This window comes from Neobacillus nitrireducens, from assembly GCF_030915405.1.
GTDB lineage: Bacteria > Bacillota > Bacilli > Bacillales > Cytobacillaceae > Neobacillus.
In genome coordinates this window covers 2,627,355-2,648,320 of the sequence record NZ_CP133262.1, presented here as the reverse complement: position 1 = coordinate 2,648,320, position 20,966 = coordinate 2,627,355, and the positions used below count along the sequence as shown (strand labels likewise).

Here is a 20,966-nt window from a genome sequence, read left to right as displayed (position 1 = left end):
AGGTTAAGAAACATGCAAATTACTTTGAAAAACCCGAATACGGCCCAAAAGGACACATTGGTTCAAACAACCTTTTCAAGAACAAATCCGTTTCAAGCAAAAGTTCTTCGGAATATTGATTTAAATGGATCAGGTTCTAATAAAGAAACAAGGCATATTGAGTTATCACTAGAAGGGTCAGGCCTTTCTTATGTACCGGGTGATGCTCTTGGTATTATTCCTTCCAATGATCCAGACCTGGTTGCCTCACTACTTGAGGAAATGCATTGGGATGAAGAAGCACTTGTTACGATCAATAAGCAAGGTGAAAATTTACCATTAGCGGAAGCGCTTACCAATTACTTTGAAATTACCTTACTTTCAAAAAAGATTTTACAGCAGGCTGCTGCATTTACAGAAAATGAAGAGTTACAAACGCTTCTCTTGGTTGAAAATACAACTCAATTGAAAGAATATTGCTATGGCCGAGATTTGCTTGATATGTTACGTGAATTCGGTCCATGGAAAGCTACTGCCCAAGAAATGGTCGCTATCTTAAGAAAAATGACACCGCGCCTCTATTCAATTGCAAGCAGCATTGCAGCGAATCCCGAGGAAGTTCATTTGACTATCGGTGCTGTTCGCTACACAGCTCATGGACGGGATCGTAAAGGGGTTTGTTCTATTTCATTTGCTGAACGGTTGAAAGAGGGAGATACAATTCCAGTCTTTGTTCAAGCAAATAAACATTTCCATTTGCCAGAGTCTTCTGACCAAGATATTATTATGGTTGGACCTGGGACAGGTATTGCACCATTCCGTTCTTTTTTACAAGAACGTGCCGTGAATAAAGGAACAGGCCAGTCATGGCTGTTTTTTGGAGACCAGCATGCGGCTTCAGATTTCCTTTATCAAGATGAATTGGAAAAATATCAGCAAGATGGGATACTGACTAAACTAGATGCGGCATTTTCCCGCGACACAACTCAAAAAGTCTATGTTCAAACTAAAATGCTTGAACATAGTAAAGAACTATTTGAATGGCTTGAAAAAGGCGCTTATTTCTACGTTTGCGGGGATAAGGAATATATGGCGAAAGACGTCAATGAAACACTTATTAACGTAATTGAAAATGAAGGATCAATGAGCCGCGAAGAAGCAGAGGCCTATCTAAAAGATATGCAGAAGCAAGGTCGTTACCAACGTGATGTCTATTAAGAGATTTGTATAAAAATAACAGCAACCACCCTTCGTTCCGGTTAGAACGAAGGGTTTTTTTATAGTGAACACCCAGGCGGTGCCAGGTACGGTAAACATTAGCAGGTCTTATTTTTGAATTCTATAAAGTGTATTTAGGTAGGGATAGATTCGCTTAAAGCGAATATATACTTAATAGAATGTTATAAATGAGGGGGAGGAAGTATGTTGTCACCTAAATCAAGATTTGAAACCATTAATGGAATGGAAATTCATTTTACCGAATGGGGTGATCCACAGAAACCAACGGTGGTTTGTTGGCATGGTTTAACCCGGAACGGGCGGGACTTTGATATTTTAGCCCGGCAATTGGCACAAGATTATCATATCCTTTGTCCAGATACGATGGGGCGAGGATGGAGCCAATGGAGTTCTTCCGCAGATAAGGATTATTGTTTTGAAAATTACAGTAACGTGGCTATTGGATTATTAGACCAGTTAGGGATTGAGCAGGTCCGTTGGATTGGGACCTCGATGGGAGGAGCGATTGGGTTACGAATTGCCGGAACACCTCTTCATCAAAATCGTATAACCAGCTTAATTTTAAATGACATTGGTGCAGGTGCATCTGACAATGCTGTTCAAGATATTGAAGGTATCAAACGAATTATTAGTTATGTTGGAACTCCTCCGCAATTCAAAACCTTTTCCGAATTAAAGAATTATTATCAAACTATTTATGCGGCATTCGGTCTGGCCAATGAGCAGGAATGGACTGATTTTACCCGAAATTCTTGCAGACGAACGAATGAGGGAGGAATTAGTCCGAATTACGACCCGAACATCGTGTTACAATTTCAGCACACGGAGGATTTAAACCTCTGGAGCCAGTGGGAAGCTATTCAATGTAAAACTTTACTCATCCGAGGGGAGAAATCAGATGTATTGCCCTTAGATGTAGCGCTAAAGATGCAACAAAAACCAAACTGTCAATTGGTATCCATTCCAAAACTAGGACACGCACCAGCATTAAATACGGAAGAGCAAATCTCCATCATAGAGAATTTCTTGAGATGATACTCAAGAGTCTTTATGGATTACAAAAAAGTAAAAGGGAAACTACCAATTAGCGTAGTTTCCCTTTTCAGATTTGATGAAGGTTTTTTTAAACACGATTTTTTTGATAATAAACAGTTGCTCTTGTTAATCTACAGATTCAATTGCAATTGGTAGAAAAAGTATAATGTGGGATATAGCCTTATTTAGTGAATTATTTAAGAACGTTTTCATTTTTAAAACCTTAATTGAATAAAATTTGATACAATAAAAAGTATTTTATTTTAAAGTGAGGTGAATGAGTTGATTACTTTAACAAAAAAAGAAATTATGTTTATTGGATTTATGTTATTTTCAATGTTATTCGGTGCAGGAAATTTAATTTTCCCAGCATATTTAGGACAAGCTGCTGGAGAAAATATCTGGCAAGCGGTGATTGGATTTATCATTTCAGATGCGGGTTTCGCTGTACTAGCTTTTATTGCTATTGCAAAGGCAGGGACATTCGATTCGTTAATAAATAGAGTTCATCCTATATTTGCTTTACTATTTCCAATGGCCATTTATTTGTCGATCGGACCTGGACTGGCCATTCCACGTGCAGGCAGTCTTGCATTTGAAATGGGAGTAAAACCATTTTTACCAGGTACCATCCAGTCTTCACCATTCGGACTTTTGGTTTATACAATTGTATTTTTTAGTATCGTCTTTTGGTTCGCCAAATCGCCTTCTAAATTGGTAGACAGATTTGGAAAGATTTTAACTCCTTCATTATTAGTTTTAATTATCATCGTATTTATCAAATCTCTATTTACAGATTTATCTAGCTTTAAAGGAGCTACATTAGCTTATAAAGAGAATCCATTCTCACAAGGGTTTTTAGATGGATATCAAACAATGGATGCCATAGGCGCATTAATTTATGGAATCGTATTTATCAATATTTTTAAAAGTAAAAAAATTAGTAATCAAAAATTACAAGTTAAATATTTAGCCTGTTTTGGACTTATTTGTGGTCTGCTTTTAACAATATGTTATCTTATTATTGCGTACTTAGGAGCATCCACTTCCATTATCGGAAACGTTGACAATGGAGCAGTAATATTGAGTACTGTGTTACAACAACTTTTTGGTCAAAGTGGAACGATTGTTTTAGGATTAATTTTCACATTGGCTTGTTTAAGTGTTTGTATAGGATTAATAACATCGTGTGCTCAATATTTTTCAAGCATTTTCCCGAAATTATCGTATATTAAATGGGCCATTCTTTTATGCTTGGTCAGTGGGTTTGTCGCAAACCTTGGCCTTTCACAAATATTAAAAGTATCTATCCCAGTGCTGGGTTTATTGTATCCAATGGCCATTACCTTAATTATCTTAGGCCTTTTACATGATAGATTACCCTTTAATAATCGGCCGGTTTATGTAGTAACCATCGGCCTAGTTGGATTATTTAGCTTGATTGATGTCGCCAATTCAACATTTTTTAATGGTACATTTTCAGAAGTATTATCCTATGTTCCAATGCAGGATAAAGGCTTTGGTTGGGTGATTCCTGGTTTGATTGGTTTCACAATTGGAAGTATTTTTGAAAAATTAACATATAGTAAAGTTACGTCTGTTAAGAAAGCAGCCTAAACTTAAAAAAATCCTAATTAACATTGACTCAGTTACTGTTAATTAGGATTTTTCTATTATTAGCACTTGAATTTACTAATTCCAAGGTGGGTTAAAGTGGCGGCCGATGCGTACCATATTAATAAATGCTGATTCCCGCATCTGGTATCATGAGGGTCCGATCTTATCGGATGGGAGATCAGGTTAAGCACCCGATCAGAATAAATAGTCGGAAAACCTCCGCTTAATTAGTAAATAGCATTAATACTAGCTTCAATAGACGGAGAGATTCCGCCTATTGACTTAAAAGACAAGAAAAAAGGCAATATAGCTTTGCATAACCGGAATAATTCCGCTTATATCCCCCGAAATGGGCTTCATTCTGCATATAGCCGGAAAACCTCCGCCTTTAATTTCGCCGGTTCCCCAATTAAGGACAAGACTTCTTATTTCAATAGATTCCAAGAGAACCTCATTTTGCTGCGTCACGGTGAACCGTACCATTATCTTTTAGCGGAAAATTAAAAAACCAATAATTGTAATTTCACTTGGGGTATTATGTCGATTTTTGATATGATTAATTAGAGTAATCTAGAAGTTTTCTTTTATTTATGGGTAGAGTGGAAGGATAGATTTGTGAAAATTTTTCGGTGAAAATTGTAAGAGGAATAGGGAGTGGATTATATGAATCAATTTCTTCAGATGGGTGCCAATACAGTTTTAAGTTCCCCAAAAGGTACTATTACTGTTAGCTACGAAATTTCCAATTCGATAGAGATTTCCTTAACAGCGTTCCTTTTAACTGATTTAGACAGGGTACAGGGAGATAGTGGGATTATATTTTATAATCAACCAGAGAGCTCTTCTGGTGTAGCTACCTTAATACCGTCTGAGAAAGTAGGCAATACAAAAGTACATAAGCTTAATTTTGACTTGAGTAAAGCCCCTGAAGGTATTTCAAAAATAGCTATAACTCTTACAGAGGATAATTGTACGGGATTTTCAAATGTAAAGAATTTAAAGGCAGAGATAGGCACCGACCAAAATATTATTCAGTTAACCCCATCTAGTTTCAGAAATGAAAATGGAATCGTAGTATTAGAATTATACCTAAGGAATGGCCAGATAAAAGCAAAATCGATCTGGCGGGGATTTGATTCCGGGCTTGAAGGGTTATGTAAAAATTATGGTGTAGAGGTTGAAGCGGATGAGAAAACCATGCCATCTGAACCTAAAACTATTCAAAAACAAACCGCAAAAGAACCTAATACGCCTCAAACTGTTCCTGAAAATAACACTATGTCACTGATAAGCCTTGAAAAGGTAAAGGGTAAGATAAGTCTCGAAAAAGGTCAAAAGCCAGTGATCATTGAAAAAACACCAGAAATTACGGCTACAGTATCTTGGAAGACTGGGACAGATTATGATATATATGCTTTAGTCTATACAAAGAATGGTAAGCAGATAGATGTTGCTATGTTTGGGGCAAAAGGAACACCTCCGCTCAGAAGTTTTGGAAACGGAGCAGTGGAACATATGGGGGATGTTAGGGGGAATAGCGGATCAACTAAGACGGAAGTTATTAAATTAAGGTTAAATAATGATATTCTCGCAGTTGTTCCTGTGGTTTATTCTGCTCAGTCAAATGGGACAGGCTCATTCTATAGATACAAGGTGTCCATGAGTATAGATAATCATAATGGAACCTCAGTTACCATATCTGCAAAAAATGCAAATAATAATGATAGAATTTATTCCTGTGTACCCGGAATACTTCAAAATACACCAGAAGGAGTAATTATAAGCCCATTGGAACTTTATAGTACACCGAACTCGGAGCATAGACCTAAACTTAGGATGGGGTTTTCAGGTATGGTAGAAGTTATAATGGATGAAGGTCCAATAAATGATTACAAGTAGACTAGAATTAGGAATGCCTCATATAGATGCACCGATGTGAACCGTACCATAAGTAAATGAAGTTTTTAGCCAAATGCCTCTCCTTAAGGTTGGGGAGGCTGGAACATAATAAGTTTTTTCAAGGAAATAGAAATGATAAGAATAGTATTGTCGAAATATAAAGAAAATACATTGACATATTTAGGGATTCTATTAAACTAAAAATAGTTCTATTCATTTTTTTTAATTAGCTACAATACAAGTCTCCAATTGCCCTTCACTTTCTCCCTTGAAGCCGCATTAACCCTCTTTTTTTACTCGCATTAACACTCATTAATTTTAAAAATCTGTCTAAAGTTCAAATGAATAAATAATGGAGATGATTCATTCGTGGCATCGTGGCATCGAATATGTATGCTATTAAATACCTGTGTTGTGGACGTTCTGCATTTGAAAATGAATATTCCAAAACTCATGAGAAATTCCTCTTTTGTGTGAATTTAGAGTTTCGAAAACAATTGAGAAATATACCGAAGCCAATGTTGAGGAAGAGAAGAGTGGAGGGCGCGGTATATTAATATTGGGAAATGAAATAAAGAATTTAAAGGGTGCTGTAAAAGACATGACCATTGGATAGGAGGAAGGATTCTATGGGTTTTGAAGAAGAATACCAGTCCTTTATGAATGCTCACTTGCAAGCAAGAACCGGTGAACGGTTTCGGCGCTTACAAGAAGGTCACAATCAGGCTGAAATGTTGTTTTTGAAGCAAGTGTGGTGGCCATCATTTTACCAGTTTAGCTATCTTCATCCATAATATGAAGTCGATGATTTCAAGGATGGCAAAAGGTATTTGGATTTTGCTTATATTCGTCCCGCCATCCGGATTTGTCTTGAGGTGGACGGATATGGCCCTCATTTGAAGAACATAAGCAGATGGCAATTTTCCGACAGCCTGGTCCGTCAGAATCAGTTGGTGATTGACGGATGGACCGTGATAAGCTTTTCGTATGATCAAGTTAAAGAGGAACCTCGTCGATGCCAACAGATTGTTCAGCAAGTGATTGGCCGATGGCTGGGTAATGAACTAGACCAGACCTCTCTGTCCTTAATCGAAAAGGAAGTGCTTCGGCTAGCGATTCGAATGGGAAAAGCCATATCCCCTATAGAAGTCGAGAAGTATTTGAAGCTAAGTGACAAGACGGTAAAAAAAGTACTTTCTCAACTAGTCGTGAAGAAGATGCTGATTCCCGCATCTGGTATCATGAGAGTCCGCTCTTATCGGTTGGCAGATCAGGTTAAGCATCCGATCTGATAGATAGACGGAAAAATTCCGCTTAATTAGTAAATAGCATGAAAACTAGCTTTAATAGACGGAGAGATTCCGCCTATTAGCTCAAAAAACTATAAAATGGGAAATCTAGCCATGCATAACCGGAAAAACTCCGTCTATATACCCCGAAACGAGCGCCATTCTGCATTTAACCGGAAAACCTCCGCCTATTTACTTTCGTTGGTTACCCAATTATGGACAAGGCTTCTTATTTTTTAAAGAAGTTGATGTGATATTGGCAAAAAGGAAAATGAGCTTAACAGAACTTTCGGAGCGGGTTGGAATTACTATGGCGAATCTCTCCATTCTGAAAAATGGGAAAGCAAAAGCGGTTCGGTTTTCAACATCAGAAGCGATATGTAAGACTTTGGATTGTCAGCCGGGTGATATTTTGGAGTAAAAAAGTGACGAAGACCCTAAATAAAAACAGACAACAACTTTCTTCAACCAACGGGATTAGATAGTGAAAACGCAAAGAAGGGATAGCGATTAAGCTATCCCTTCTTTGCGTTCATTATAATTATTTAATTAGAGAATTCCATCGAGAGATGCATTGATATTAGTGACTAAAAATGTGATGTGTTTTGCAATGTTTTCTGGATCTGAAAAGTCTCTTCTTATTGATGATTGATGATTAGATGACCATTTGTTGCATTGCATGAAAGTTTGTCTTTGTCGTATTTGTATTTAAATCAGCTAGTGGGTAAAAAAACTGTAACTTCGGTCCCTTTTTTTACTTCACTTTTAATCTTTATCGTACCATTATGTTTTTCAATAATACGGTTGGAAGTTAATAATCCCAGTCCTGTTCCCTTTTCCTTGGTTGAGTAAAAGGGTTCACCTATCTTCTTTAAGCGTTCTTTCTTAATCCCACATCCGTTGTCAATAAAGATAATTTTTACTCCACTTTCTGGAACATTCCTCAAATATATATGAATGTCCCCATTACTTCCAATCGCTTCAATCGCATTTTGAAAGATATTAATAAACACTTGTTTAATTTCATTTGGATTACACATTATTTGGTAAGAACAATCTAATTCTGAGTGAATATTAATATTCTTTAGGTTGGTTTGACTTTCAAAAAGAGTAATCACATTTCTAACAAGAGTATCAATATTTTGAAGAGACTTTAGTGAGTTTTGGTTTGGTTTCGCTAATGATAAGTATTCAGAAACAATCGACTCAATTCTCGATATTTCACTTAACATGATTTGTACGTGGTTGGGATTAAACTCTCGTTCTTGATTAGCTAACTGTATGAACCCTTTTATTGAAGTTAGCGGGTTCCGTATTTCATGTGCAACACCAGCAGCAAGCTCACCTACCACAGCAAGCTTTTCAGATCTTAACACTAGGTCATACGCCTTCTTTTGTTCTGTAATATCACGGCCTATAACCAATAAATTTTTCCTGCTGCCGTCTGCAAAAAAAGTAGGAACCTTGATAATATCAAATGTAGCGGAGAATTGATTTTCGATAGCAAGATCCAATTCGAATCGATAAGCTATACCCTTATCCCATGAAATGTCATCGTCCGAAAAGCAATTTTGAAAGTTTCTAAACCATTCATTTTGGGAAAAAAGTTCGTCTAGATGTTTATTCCTATAATCAATGTTTTCCAATTTAAATAAGGCTTTAGCATACTGATTCATTTCGATAAATCTTCCAGTGCCATCCTGAATATAAATTAAATCAGGCATTGAATTGATAAGGGCTAGGATTTGTTGTTCATTGTCCTTTCTTACTTCTTCCTTTTTCGCATTATCGTCTCTTTCTACTGATCTGCTATAGCGAATTTGCAGGAAAGCTACTAGAAAGGTTACAGAAAGTGTAAATAAAAAGTAAAAAAAGTCACCATTGTGATAAGTATAATTAAGACGATCACCGTATTTATAAAAATGAGCACCTATAAAAATACTAAGTATACTCATTAAAATGACTGGGCGGTAATCATGATATAAAGATAAAATAAAAATGACTAAAAAAATGAGGTAGAAATTAGAGATGACAGGCTCATTATCTATAAGTACAAATGTTACAAATGACATCCCCAGTACACATAAATACATTGTCTGCTCAATAAAGAGTTTCTTGTAAATAAAAATCGATATGGTTCCACATACTAAAATTCCACTACCAAAAAGGATACTGATAAAAGTAGGATCTTTATGTTTTAAAATTTGGACTAACATACATAGGATAAAACAGCCCCATAAAATACGGATTAACAAAACATTTTTACTATGAATTCTTTGATCATTCACCTTTTATTCCACCTCTGAGAAATGCATGAGCTTTCTACTACTGAACATGATATTTTGCTTCAATAATAAACATTTTACCTGTAGATGCCATTAATGACTATGAGAAATATCCAAATAAAATAACACGGCAAAAAAAATATGATTATTACGAACAATTTTGTTGAGATTTGACCAACATAACATAAAGAGCAGATAAAAAATTGAAAGGTATATAATCGAACCACATTTGACATTTTTAAGCTAATTAAAAAGCTTTTCTAATAAAGCGAATGGTGATGTATTTTAAGGGAGGCTTAAAGCAATGGCAGAAATCAAATTCGAAATAAAAGAAACTGTGGGGACTTTGTCTCAGTCCCCTAAAGGCTGGAACAAAGAACTCAATCTTATCAGTTGGAACGGAAAAGAACCAAAGTTTGATTTACGTGATTGGGCACCTGAACATGAGAAGATGGGGAAGGGTATTACGTTGACGGCTGAGGAGTTAAAAGCTTTGAGAGATTTGTTGAATGAGATGGGATTGTAGGTAATAGGGTAAGGCGCCTGACCGCCATTGCATTAAAGCTTTAGCATACTGGGGGTCAGGCGCCTTTTTAGGTCAAGTAAATTAAGGATTGGATATTATTTTAGGTAATATTTATCTCTAAAGGAAGTGTCAGCAATCCTGTCTACATAAAATTCATCGTTCCAATATTTGATTACAGTAACACTGCAATTATCATGGTGAGTATAACCGCTCATTTTTGCTAATTGCATTAAGTAGTTGCCAATGGTTACACCATGTGAAAATACTAGAACATTTCCACCTTCGTTTTTATGCTTTTGAATGATTTCATCGATAGCAGAGCTTGTTCGTGTGAAAAGCTGTAGGTAGGATTCTCCTTCAGGTGCTGACATATTTAGATCCTTAAGACTAAATAATGTCTTTAGAATATCTCCAAATTGAGCTTGAATTTCCGTTTGTAATAGGGTTTCCAACACACCAAAGTTCATTTCCTTTAGACGTGGATCAGTAATGATGGGGATGTTTCGATGGCCAATGGCATACCTAGCCGTATCTACTACTCTCTGGCTTTCACTTGCGTAAACGGCTTTAAATTCTAAATCAGATAAACCAAAACCTACCGATTGAGCCTGTTTAATTCCTTTATCCGTAAGAGGTGAATCACAAAATCCCTGTAGTCGTTTCTCTACATTAAAATGGGTCTCTCCATGCCGGACAAAATATAATTTCACTTCTTTTTCAGTGGACACGTGTAACCACCTGCTTTGTATTGGATTTGAATGATTGATAAAATGAATTTTACCACACCTTTCGATTAGTTTGTATAAATACACCAGGCATTTCCAATCCAATCAAGATGGTGATGTATTACTTTAGGAAATGTTTGTATGGATTGGAGTTTTCTTTTTGGAAAAAGTATGGGCAAAAATAAATGCAGTATTAATTGCAGATGATCCAAAGACATTTATAACTAGAAGAACATCAGAAGTCAATCTTGAATTTGGGGGGATTCGTGGGGACCGCCATTTTGGAATAACCAGTAAGGCAGATTCAAGACAGCCGATGTATCCAAAAGGAACAGAAATTCTAAACCGACGTCAAATAACGATTGTGTCTGGGGAAGAATTAGACAGGATTGCAGAAGAATTAGGGGTTACATCTATTCGGCCTGAGTGGTTAGGGGCTAATGTCTTGGTCAAGGGATTTCCGGAATTAACAAAACTCACCATGGGTTCACGGATCCTTTTTCCAAGTGGAGCAGGATTAATATGTATGGGTGAAAACCAGCCTTGTACCTTACCTGGCGATAAAATCCAAAAGCATTATGAAGAACATGAGAAGTTATCCCTCCGTTTTGTACGTGCAGGTTATAAGCGGCGGGGGATCGTATGTGCAGTAGAAAGGCCAGGAATCATTCACGAGCATGATGATGTTCAGATTTTGATTAATGATTATGTAAATCCGATGCAATAAATAGGAGGGAATTCGGATTGGTTAGCTGTGAAACTTCATAAGAGACTTCTAATAATAAACCATTTAAAATCCCTACTAAGATAGCGACAATCAAGAGAGCAACGAAACTATTAAGCTTAAATTTCATATTTGAACTAACAACAGGATCACTCCGACTGCTACCCAAAGTATCGGTAACCATTCCATGTTTTAACCTCCCGTTGCCTTTTTTATTATTTGAACCTATTTACTATACAAGGCACGGAATCTAAAACCTCTTCTAAAAGCATAAAAAAACGCCATATAAATGGCGCTTATTACATTAATCATTATGACGCTTTCTCCGCGTATTGCTTGCATTGCCTGTTAAATTGGATACAGCATTTGAAGTTGCATCTACAGCACTCATAGCAACATTCTCAGTGGTTTCTAATGCACTGTGCACGACATGAAACGCAGCACCTGCAGTTTCTTTAATGCCTTCTGAGACACTTTGATTATTAGTTTTTGTTTGGTCTGACATTTTGTTTCACCTCCTAAACAGAAATAGGTTATGTAGAAAAAGGACGATTATTCAAGTAAAGTGTGCGAACATTGTAATCATTGCGTAACTAAGGCTCGCAAACTATACTAGCAGTAATAAGTGCACCTCAAACCTTTGCTAACATCTCGATATTTATTGGGTTATACTGATTTAGAGCAGAGAAATGTAGCGGACCTTAGTAATGAGAGAGGAGGAAACGATGAAAAGTTCGTTACCTCCTCTCTTTTTTAGATAGGCAGCTTATGGGGATTCATAGTTATATAAATTTCGTTAATCTTGTCATCGCTTATATAAAAACTAATAATGCTTTGAAGCGTGCCATTCATGTAATTCACAATTGCTGGCTGACCATTGACTGTTTTTACCTTAAAATAATAATCGTCTGGGGCTTTTTTTAGAATACCAAATAAAAAGGCCAATACGTGGGATAGGGATACAACAGGACGAACGGCAGCTTTAACTTTTCCACCGCCATCCGAGTATAGTGTGACTTTTTCAGAAATGAGGTCTAATAAGGCGTCCGTATTTTGCATTTGAAAGGCCTGGATAAAGCGATGGATCATCGACTTATTCTTCTCATAATCTAAGCTTTCGTCATCAACGCGTGAGATTTTTTGTTTTGCTCGGCTGAAAACCTTCCTACAGTTTTCTTCCTTTTTTTCAATGATGTTTGCAATCTCTAAATAAGAGAAGCCTATTACCTCTCTTAAAAGAAGGACTGCTCGTTCATCTGGTGTCAAATGTTCCATCATCCGTAAGTAAGCAATACTCAATCCCTCTTTCTGTAGAACCACTTCGGATGGATCCATTTCATGTGCTTTTTCATGCATGAGCGGCGCAGGATTCCATGGACCCACGTACTGCTCTCGTCGGTGCCGCGCCAACTTTAATAAATCTAGACAGCGGTTGGTCATGATTTTACAGAGATAGGCTTTCTTGTTATCTATGTTTTGCTCCGTTAGTTGGAACGCTTTTAAAAAAGTATCCTGCACAATGTCCTCTGCGTCCACTACCGAACCTAACATCCGATAACCGATTGAAAACAACAATGGTTTGTATTGTTGATAGTCTTCATTACCGATTTGCATTTATTTCACCTCTGTTCGTTGTGCGGCTCCATGCCTAATGAGTGTTACAAATGAGAAGGAGGTCTTTGGCTGCTTGTTTGCCACTGCTGGTTGCTCCTTCTGCCAAAATGGAATCTAGAGAAGCCCAGTCTCCTGCTATATATAATCCAGGAATTTCCGTTTTAGAACGGTGTAACTCTTCCTCATCACCTATTCGAGGTAAGCGTTGGTTAACGGAAATTTGGGGTAGAAAGCGACTGGTAATCACATATTTTTGCCATCCTGGCTGCATCTTTTCTAGGAATTTTTCAAGTTCGGTTTTTACCTTACGGGAGTCTATGGAATCATCTGGGTGATGGTATTTGAATACATGAAGTACGGCACACTTTTTATCATCAGAAAGGCGGGCATAAGGTGAATGGACGGAATAATAGAAGGGATCGGTGATGCCCATGGCAAACAATCGTTTTGGATTAGGTAGCTGGGTTAAAGCAACATCTAATGTAGCGCCTTTGATAGGTTTTATTTGAGTGAAAAAATTACTCTGGTTATGGGTCGCTTTGTCAGCTAGCAGTTTTTGGAGTTCATGGGGCCCTGTTGTACTAATCACATACTTTGAACGAATTTCCACGTCATTTAATAGAACTATTTTAAAATGATTAGGTTCAACTGGGTCAATCAGTTTTACAGCTGTATGGGATTGCACCTGAACACCTGAAATAACTGCTTTATTGTGGAGTTGGTCAATGATCGTCTGCCAACCTTCATCTAAATAAAGGACCCCGCCCATGGCTGTCTTCAAGTGAGATATCATTATTTTTGCAGTAACTTGTTCAGGAGCGTGACAATAGGTTGCTAGTCTTCCTAATAAATAAAGTAATGACTGAACCTTTTTTGATAGGACGGCTTGCTCTACCCATTGCTGGAAGGCTTGCTGCGCTAACTTTTCGGGATCAACACGGATAACTTTCGTCATAGTGTTGATCCATTCTAATCTTTCCCTCCATGTTAAAAAATTGGTTGTGAAAATTCCTAGAGGTGAAAAGGGTGCTGGATATTCGATATTATTTTCAATGACCGTTCCACTTAGTTTGGGTGATGTTCCATTAATATTTATTCCTAATTCTTCGAGAATTGGTATGGCTTTTCCTTTTTTATAAAGGGCATGGGGACCAAGATTAAAATATTGCTGTTTCATCTTATCGGTCCTGGCCCTGCCTCCAACCTTAGTTCCTTTTTCTAAAAGTAATACAGACAAATTGCTTTTAGCTAGATAATTGGCTGCTACATAACCAGCCAATCCACCACCGACAATCACAACATCCCATTTTTGAGTCATAAATGTACCTCCTTATTTCGTTCATACGTATGACGAAGAAGGGGGAAGGTATGTGACAAAATTTTATTAATGATAAGCTAATTGATTGGCTGTACAATAAGAAAAGGGCGTCTTCCTTTTTTAAGGAACGGAGAGAAGCTGCGGCTGCCCTCCTTAATACTTGTTAAACTATTAACGAGCACTGCAAATAAAAAAAGAAGCAGGGACTCGTTAAGAGCCTGCCAAATTTCTTTTCATAATATGTTAACAAATGTTAAGAAGAATAAATACTAGCTAAAATACATAATTACAAAGCTTGCCGATCTTCTCTACTTCCACTGAAACGATGTCACCAGATTTCATGGGACAACTGCCAGCAGGTGAACCAGTAGCCAAAACATCACCAGGCTCCAGTGTCATAATTTGTGAAACCCAACTGATAAGGAAAGGAATGGATAATGACATCTGGTTCGTATTACCATCTTGTACGACCTTGCCGTTTAAAGTCGTAACTATACGTAAATTGGTTGGATCTATACCTGTCACAAGACAAGGACCCAACGGACCAAAAGTGTCAAAGCCTTTGCCTCGTGTAAACTGTGGATCTTTTTTCGTAAGATCTCTTGCTGTTACATCGTTAAATATAGTACAGCCAAATACATAATCCAATGCATCTTCTTCTTTAATATTTTTGCCACGTTTGCCAATAACCAGTGCTACTTCTCCTTCCATTTCCACCTGCTGCGTTAAGTTATTTGACGGAAGAATAATCTCCCCTCGGTCTGGAATCAAGGAAGAGGTAGGTTTTAAAAATAAAAAAGGTTCTTTGAGATTGGCTGTCCCCCGGTCTCTTTTGCGTGTGCTGCATATGTCCAGCCGAAATTAACCACTTTTGAGGGGTTTACCGGCTCTAGGATTTTCACATCATCATATTTAACTCTTACACCGTCAAATTTTAGTTGATTGTCTACAATTTCAGTAAAATTACTAGTCAATTGTAAAATTTCATCATCTTCAAGTATTCCGTAAAGTATTCTGCCGTTACCATTTTGATAACGAACGATTGTTTGTGTTCTTTGTAGCAATTGCATTACCATTTTTTTAAACTCCTATCTAACTTAATTGTAGTTCTTTTTGATTAAGATTTACATTTACATCTAATGGGGAAATTGGTTCAAGGTAAACCATCTCAGTTAGGATCTTATAGCCATGAATAGTATTAAAAGCTTCTCTAGCTTCATTTTCCGTATCGTATTCATATATTTTAGAGCATCTTCCATCTGAAAACACTGTGATTACCCACATATAAAAGCACCTCTCCTTTTTATAATGATAAAAAACAAGGCTGTGAAGGATGTAGATTCCCAGCCTTGTCTGCTATTTTTATACAACTTACTTTGCCCACAGTCCAAAGAAAAGGCTTGCAAGTACAAGGATGATAGCTCCACCCAAACGGGTAGCTAACTGAGCATAGGACATTAAAATCATTCGATTAGATGCGCCTAATATTTCAAGATCACCCGATCCTCCGCGGTTAACGTGACATAAACCTCCGGCGATTGCTGCTTCAATTTCATAGAATCCAACCATTTTTGCAAATAACCAACTTCCAATTACAGCTCCAAAAACTGTAAATAAACAGATAACGGCCGTTTGAAGTGATAGTGCATGGACTAATGCGCTAAAATCGGTATAAGTGATACCAACACCTGCTAAGAAGACGAATAACATTTTACCCATCATAAATTCATTAACTTTTTTAACCCCATCTTTTGCACGTTGTGGAATGATATCAAGTGCATTAGCGATGATTAATAGAACGACCATATAAGCGTAAGGGTGAATAGAGAATGGACCAATTTTTGGAATTAAACCAACTCCAATTACATTTGCTAAACCAAAGAAACCAACTGCAACAAGTAAACCAAAGCCAGCATCTTCCATCGTTGCAGTATTTTTTTCTTTTGCTCCGTTCTTTTTCTCAGTAATTTGCCCTTTAATTAATTCGCCATTTCCTGTCCATTTCGGCACTTTCTTTCCAATGCCATTTAATAGAGCACCTACCATAATCGCGAAAATATTAGCAATCGTTAGGATTGTAATGGCAGAAGAATACCAGATTTTAGGATCCTTGCCAGTAACCTGTCCCCAAATTTGGCTCATTGGAATGGCACCAGCACCATTTCCTCCGCCCATGATTGGTAGTGCATAATTCATGATTACATCTTTATAATTGACACCTACAATCAATCCACCAACAATTGCCATGATAAAGGCAACAGCGGTACCAACAAGAACTAATGGGATAAATCCCCCGATTGCTTTAGCTAGAAACTTTCGATTAATAGAAAGAATAGAACTTGTGATAATGACGGCAATAAAGAAGTCAAGCATACCCATATCATCGAAAAGAGTCCTAACTCCACCAGCTACATCTTCCGAAATGACTCCTGTAGATACCAAATAGGAAGCGCCCAAGAAAGCAAGCAGGGAACCGCCGCCAAGATAATCCTTCCAGATTGGAAGCGTGTCGCCAACTTTTCCAAAGAAAAAGCCAACAACAATTAAAACGAGAACATCCCCGGCAAAGCTTACAGGGAAAGATTTTGTCATTGTTCCAGAAGCAAAAATAAGTGCACCGGCAAACCATGCCCATAAAGGCAAACCGTACATATTATAGCTTATAAAGCTTGTCTTTGTAGAGGTCGCTGTCGTTACCTCTTCGAATACCGGTACTTCTTTTCTTAATCCCATTGATATTCCTCCTAAGTTTTTTTCAATTAGTTTAAGTAAGAATGATTACAATTGTTGATCCAGATCTACTAGGTTGGATAACGGCAACAACAAATAGATAATAGCCTATTAGGCGATAAAGGTTAGAAACCGTTTACAAAGTAAGCCTGAAAGTATTCCACTTTCCTTCTCCTTTCCAGTCTTTTTAAAATTATTAAGCTAGGTATAAAATAGCAATATTAGTTTGAAAATTGAATCTTATAAAACTAAGAGTTAAAAAGATTATTATGATATATTTTGAACCTTTTGTTCATGATAAAAGCGAAACGGCCCGTAAATAAATAAAAAGGATGGTAAATTTACCATCCTTTTAACTAGTAACCTATTTTTTTCGATAGATTCTCTCGGGTCGTCCAACCTCACCATAAGACAAATCTGCTCCAATTTGGTCTTTTGCCACAAGGTACTCTAAATACCGACGAGCAGTAGGACGACTAATCCCAATTTTCTTGGCAAGCTTTTCTGCATTTAGACCTTCATCTGTATGATCTAATACTTCTGTCACTTTTTGTAATGTAATCTTATCAATTCCTTTTGGAAGATAAGAATTAAGCTGTTCTTTTTGTCTATCCATTAATTCATCAATTTCTTCTTGGTTTACATGATGATTTTCTTTTTGGATCCTTTTTAATTTACTATGAAACTCTTGATATTTTTCAAGAGAATTTTTCAAACGTTCAAAGACTAAAGGTTTGACGATAAAATCAAAAACACCACTGCGTAGAGCTTCTTTGACAGAGCTAATTTCTCGAGATGCTGTAATCATAATAACATCTGTTTCGTGAAAGTCCTGGCGTATAACTTCTAAAAACTCCAATCCGTTCATATCGGGAAAATAGATATCTAATAACACTAAGTCGGGACGAAGAATGGCTAACTGATCTCTTGCCTCCTGTCCATCTGTGGCTATGCCAATGACTTGGTAGCCAGGAACTTTTTCCATCAGCCGGCGGTTGATTTCTGCAATTCGCACATCGTCTTCTATGATTAATACGGAAATTTCCTCACTTTGATGTTGGTAAGCCATCAGGGATCCTCCTAATATACTATGATTTTGGAATAATAACGGTAAAAACTGATCCACCGTCAGGGTTAGGTGTATATGAAATGTATCCATTTAATTTCTTTATGATTTTTTGAACTAAAAAGAGACCAACACCGTGATTTTCCAACTTTTTAGTAGAAAAACCTCTTTCAAAGATTTTATCTTCGATTTCCGGTGAAATACCAATTCCTGAATCTTCAACTTCTAGTATTAAATCGTTTCCAAAATCGGAAAAGTAAATTTTTATATTTTTTGCTTTAGCTCCAGGTTTCATTACTGCTTCCATTGCATTATCAATGAGATTTCCGATTATGGTTGTCAAACTGTCACGTTCAATACCTTCTGGGATTTCTTTGAAACTACTTTCCCGATCAATATCGAAATGAATTTTTAATTCATTTGCCTGATTAAATTTACCGATTAACAACCCACCGATCATGACATCGGAAATTTCTTGCTTAATGAAATTCAATAGGTTCTGATGAATATCAAATTCTCGGGCAATGAAATCAATCGCTTCTTGGTACGACTGAAGCTGTATAAGTCCTGAAATCATATAGAGCTTGTTTGAATACTCATGTGTTTGAGCACGTAAAGCTTCTGAATATTGTCTAACCTGTGCGAGCTCCTGTGTAAGTCGAGATAGTTCGGATTTACTTCGGAAACTAGAGACCCAGCCAGTTATATTTCCCTTTTCAGACATTATTGGCAAGTAATTAGCAATAAAGAATTCATCATTAAGTGAAAATTCCTTGTCCGTTACTGCTTCCCCTTTTTCAATGATTTCTAACAAAGGGGAGTAAGGTGAAATATCTAAGATGTTCGCCCTAAGGACATCCCTTTCATTTGGCCATTGGAGCATATTTATGGCTTGTTGATTAACCATAGTAATGGTTCCATTCAAATTTACCGCAACTATCCCTTCTTTGACTGATTCCAAAACGGCCTTATTCTCTTGATATAATTGGGTGATTTCTTCCGGCTCTAATCCAAGGATTGCTCGCTTCATACCACGAGCGATTAGCAGTGCACCAATAATACCAACAAGAATAACGCCCAAAGAGATCAGAATGATTTTTTTACGATAATTCATCGCAATGTCATCAACATCTTGAAGTGAGTAACCTACCGCTACAATTCCAATTATTTTCCCATTTTGATTATAGATGGGGACTATTCCCCTTAAGGATGGTCCTAGAGTGCCTTTTTCCTGCGAAATAATATACTTTCCTTTTAATGCCTCGTTATTATCTTTACCGACCATGCTTTCGCCAATCCGGTCAGGAACGGGGTGGGAGTAACGTTTTTTTTCTGTATTACCAACAACGACAAACTCTGCGCCAGTTTGCTTTCGGATTTTTTCAGCTATAGGTTGAATGATTTTTGAGGGATCCTTTTCCGAAAACGCTTGCTTAATTTCAGGAATAGAAGCCACAGTTTCGGCAATCGATAGGACCCTATCCCCAAGTTGGTTGGTTAAGGAACTTGAAATTAACGAATGGAAATAAAAGCTAAATACAAGAATGATGAATAACAGCAAGGATAAAATTAATAATGATAACTTCGTTTGTAATCGCATTCATAGCTCCTCTTCGATGTGTTTTTCCGTTGAACAAAAGGTACTTAATTCACATAAATAAACTTATTGGCGCTTAATTATATAATCTATATCAATGAAATTAAATGAGTTAGTATAAATTATACACAAAATTAAGAGACATATTTGACAATTTTATGAAGGAGGAATGTATTTAGTCATATCGCAAAATAGAAAAATATTTTTGTAGAATAATACAAACAATGGGGAATTTAAAGATGTGGTATGACACTTTTAGTAAACAAACTGTAAACCTTCAAGTAGAGGAAGAAAGGATTCAACTTGAAGAATTCTTAAAAAGGCAGAATTTAGCACTGGATCCTGAGGTTGACTATACCATTGCCTTTTTTGAAAACGAGAAGATGGTTGCGACAGGTTCTCTCGGAGGGAAAATCTTAAAATGCATAGCTGTAGATGAAGAATATCAGAACATGGGGTTATCTGCCAAACTTGTCACCAATCTGATCCATGAGGCTTGCTCAAGGGGAAGGACACATCTCTTTATCTATACGAAGCCAGAGAATAAGAATATCTTTACTGACTTGGGCTTTTATCCAATTGTCGAGATTCCTACAAAGGTGATCCTGATGGAGAACAGGCCGAATGGGATTAAAAACTGTCTGAATCAACTCATTAAGGAGAAAAAAGATAGTATATCTGATATTAGTAATAACACAAGTACAGGGGCCGTGGTTGTGAATTGCAACCCATTTACTTTAGGTCATCGGTACTTAATCGAGTACGCAGCATCCAAATGTCAAATACTCCACGTCTTCGTTCTCGAGGAGGACAAGTCAATATTTCCGTCAGCCATCCGATACAGGCTGGTGAGAGAAGGAGTTCAACATCTCGATAATGTGGTTGTTCATCAGGGAAAGGACTATATCATATCGGAGGCAACTTTCCCATCCTACTTTATCAAAGAATATCAGGATATCGTTGAAACCCATGCAAAGCTAGACTTAGAAATATTTAAAAGTTATATTGCACCTTCACTTGAAATTCAAAAAAGATTTGTTGGTGAGGAACCGTGCTGCAAAGTCACCGCTGCATATAACTCGGTCATGCAAGAGATTCTCCCCGCTCACGGTATAGAGGTTCAAATAATTCCGAGGCTAAGAGATGAGGGAATGCCAATAAGTGCCTCAAGAGTTAGAGAGTTAGTTGGTGAAGGAAAGCTTTCTGAAGTAAAAAAATTAGTACCTAACCATACATATGAATTTCTTTTATCAGTTGAGGCTGAGGTCATCATTCAACAGATTCAGGCAAATCATAAAAAATATTAATAGGAGGTTGCTAAAA

Annotated in this window: 23 protein-coding genes; 11 read left to right on the top strand and 12 right to left on the bottom strand. The window is 37.1% G+C overall.

All coding sequences use genetic code 11. The features are described 5' to 3' along the window. The first annotated feature begins 12 nt into the window (after positions 1-12). From RCG22_RS12770 to RCG22_RS12735, 8 genes are all read left to right on the top strand, one after another. A complete protein-coding gene (locus tag RCG22_RS12770) occupies positions 13-1,197 on the top strand; it encodes a sulfite reductase subunit alpha (RefSeq protein WP_098262912.1) in 1,185 nt (394 codons plus the stop codon). A 204-nt stretch (positions 1,198-1,401) separates the two neighbouring features. Further along, the gene (locus RCG22_RS12765; RefSeq protein ID WP_308103256.1) at positions 1,402-2,253 is read left to right on the top strand and encodes an alpha/beta fold hydrolase; all 852 of its coding nucleotides are present in this window, start codon (positions 1,402-1,404) and stop codon (positions 2,251-2,253) included. 282 nt (positions 2,254-2,535) lie between these two features. Further along, on the top strand, positions 2,536-3,870 hold the full coding sequence (brnQ, locus tag RCG22_RS12760; protein ID WP_374049356.1) for a branched-chain amino acid transport system II carrier protein: 1,335 nt from the start codon (positions 2,536-2,538) through the stop codon (positions 3,868-3,870). A gap of 663 nt (positions 3,871-4,533) precedes the next feature. Then, positions 4,534-5,769, top strand: a complete 1,236-nt coding sequence (locus tag RCG22_RS12755) for a TerD family protein (protein ID WP_308103254.1) — start codon at positions 4,534-4,536, stop codon at positions 5,767-5,769. A 469-nt stretch (positions 5,770-6,238) separates the two neighbouring features. Beyond that, positions 6,239-6,385 carry a hypothetical protein gene (locus RCG22_RS12750; RefSeq protein ID WP_308103253.1) on the top strand — a complete coding sequence of 49 codons (147 nt, stop codon included), beginning with the start codon at positions 6,239-6,241 and terminating at the stop codon, positions 6,383-6,385. Between the two features lie 13 nt (positions 6,386-6,398). Continuing rightward, positions 6,399-6,563, top strand: a complete 165-nt coding sequence (locus RCG22_RS12745) for a hypothetical protein (protein ID WP_308103251.1) — start codon at positions 6,399-6,401, stop codon at positions 6,561-6,563. Positions 6,564-6,665: 102 nt separating this feature from the next. Further along, positions 6,666-7,061 carry a hypothetical protein gene (locus RCG22_RS12740; protein WP_308103250.1) on the top strand — a complete coding sequence of 132 codons (396 nt, stop codon included), beginning with the start codon at positions 6,666-6,668 and terminating at the stop codon, positions 7,059-7,061. Between the two features lie 247 nt (positions 7,062-7,308). Further along, positions 7,309-7,479: a helix-turn-helix domain-containing protein gene (locus tag RCG22_RS12735; RefSeq protein ID WP_374049355.1), complete on the top strand. Its 171-nt coding sequence runs from the start codon at positions 7,309-7,311 to the stop codon at positions 7,477-7,479. Positions 7,480-7,771: 292 nt separating this feature from the next. On the opposite strand, the gene RCG22_RS12730 is transcribed toward RCG22_RS12735, so the two are convergent. Next, positions 7,772-9,346: an ATP-binding protein gene (locus RCG22_RS12730; RefSeq protein WP_308103249.1), complete on the bottom strand. Its 1,575-nt coding sequence runs from the start codon at positions 9,344-9,346 to the stop codon at positions 7,772-7,774. Positions 9,347-9,647: 301 nt separating this feature from the next. Here RCG22_RS12730 and RCG22_RS12725 point away from each other — a divergent pair, with 301 nt between their 5' ends. Continuing rightward, positions 9,648-9,869, top strand: coding sequence for a YdbC family protein (locus RCG22_RS12725; RefSeq protein ID WP_098262917.1), 222 nt, complete (start codon positions 9,648-9,650; stop codon positions 9,867-9,869). Positions 9,870-9,964: 95 nt separating this feature from the next. Here the strand turns inward: RCG22_RS12725 and RCG22_RS12720 are convergent, their stop codons facing one another. After that, positions 9,965-10,597: a histidine phosphatase family protein gene (locus tag RCG22_RS12720; protein ID WP_308103248.1), complete on the bottom strand. Its 633-nt coding sequence runs from the start codon at positions 10,595-10,597 to the stop codon at positions 9,965-9,967. Between the two features lie 157 nt (positions 10,598-10,754). Between RCG22_RS12720 and RCG22_RS12715 the strand changes: the two genes are divergently transcribed. Further along, a complete protein-coding gene (locus RCG22_RS12715) occupies positions 10,755-11,321 on the top strand; it encodes an MOSC domain-containing protein (RefSeq protein ID WP_308103247.1) in 567 nt (188 codons plus the stop codon). On the opposite strand, the gene RCG22_RS12710 is transcribed toward RCG22_RS12715, so the two are convergent. The 10 genes from RCG22_RS12710 to RCG22_RS12665 all read right to left on the bottom strand — a co-directional run bounded on the left by RCG22_RS12710 (position 11,293) and on the right by RCG22_RS12665 (position 19,646). Beyond that, the gene (locus tag RCG22_RS12710; RefSeq protein WP_308103246.1) at positions 11,293-11,502 is read right to left on the bottom strand and encodes a GntT/GntP/DsdX family permease; all 210 of its coding nucleotides are present in this window, start codon (positions 11,500-11,502) and stop codon (positions 11,293-11,295) included. The genes RCG22_RS12715 and RCG22_RS12710 overlap by 29 nt on opposite strands. A gap of 120 nt (positions 11,503-11,622) precedes the next feature. Next, complete coding sequence (locus tag RCG22_RS12705) at positions 11,623-11,823, bottom strand: hypothetical protein (RefSeq protein WP_308103245.1); 201 nt, start codon at positions 11,821-11,823, stop codon at positions 11,623-11,625. Between the two features lie 248 nt (positions 11,824-12,071). Then, the gene (locus tag RCG22_RS12700) at positions 12,072-12,932 is read right to left on the bottom strand and encodes an RNA polymerase sigma-70 factor (RefSeq protein ID WP_308103243.1); all 861 of its coding nucleotides are present in this window, start codon (positions 12,930-12,932) and stop codon (positions 12,072-12,074) included. 34 nt (positions 12,933-12,966) lie between these two features. Next, positions 12,967-14,250 carry a phytoene desaturase family protein gene (locus RCG22_RS12695; protein WP_308103242.1) on the bottom strand — a complete coding sequence of 428 codons (1,284 nt, stop codon included), beginning with the start codon at positions 14,248-14,250 and terminating at the stop codon, positions 12,967-12,969. Between the two features lie 273 nt (positions 14,251-14,523). Next, positions 14,524-15,021, bottom strand: a complete 498-nt coding sequence (locus tag RCG22_RS12690) for a fumarylacetoacetate hydrolase family protein (RefSeq protein WP_308103241.1) — start codon at positions 15,019-15,021, stop codon at positions 14,524-14,526. 14 nt (positions 15,022-15,035) lie between these two features. After that, entirely contained in the window at positions 15,036-15,326 is a 291-nt protein-coding gene (locus tag RCG22_RS12685) for an Rv2993c-like domain-containing protein (protein WP_308103240.1), read from the bottom strand. Between the two features lie 16 nt (positions 15,327-15,342). Beyond that, positions 15,343-15,534 carry a hypothetical protein gene (locus tag RCG22_RS12680; protein ID WP_308103239.1) on the bottom strand — a complete coding sequence of 64 codons (192 nt, stop codon included), beginning with the start codon at positions 15,532-15,534 and terminating at the stop codon, positions 15,343-15,345. An 87-nt stretch (positions 15,535-15,621) separates the two neighbouring features. Beyond that, positions 15,622-16,983 carry a 2-hydroxycarboxylate transporter family protein gene (locus tag RCG22_RS12675; protein ID WP_308103238.1) on the bottom strand — a complete coding sequence of 454 codons (1,362 nt, stop codon included), beginning with the start codon at positions 16,981-16,983 and terminating at the stop codon, positions 15,622-15,624. 361 nt (positions 16,984-17,344) lie between these two features. Continuing rightward, on the bottom strand, positions 17,345-18,049 hold the full coding sequence (locus RCG22_RS12670) for a response regulator (protein WP_308103236.1): 705 nt from the start codon (positions 18,047-18,049) through the stop codon (positions 17,345-17,347). Between the two features lie 19 nt (positions 18,050-18,068). Then, positions 18,069-19,646 carry an ATP-binding protein gene (locus RCG22_RS12665; RefSeq protein WP_308103235.1) on the bottom strand — a complete coding sequence of 526 codons (1,578 nt, stop codon included), beginning with the start codon at positions 19,644-19,646 and terminating at the stop codon, positions 18,069-18,071. Positions 19,647-19,867: 221 nt separating this feature from the next. On the opposite strand from RCG22_RS12665, the gene citC reads away from it, so the two are divergent. Continuing rightward, complete coding sequence (citC, locus tag RCG22_RS12660) at positions 19,868-20,950, top strand: [citrate (pro-3S)-lyase] ligase (RefSeq protein ID WP_308103234.1); 1,083 nt, start codon at positions 19,868-19,870, stop codon at positions 20,948-20,950. Positions 20,951-20,966: the final 16 nt, after the last annotated feature.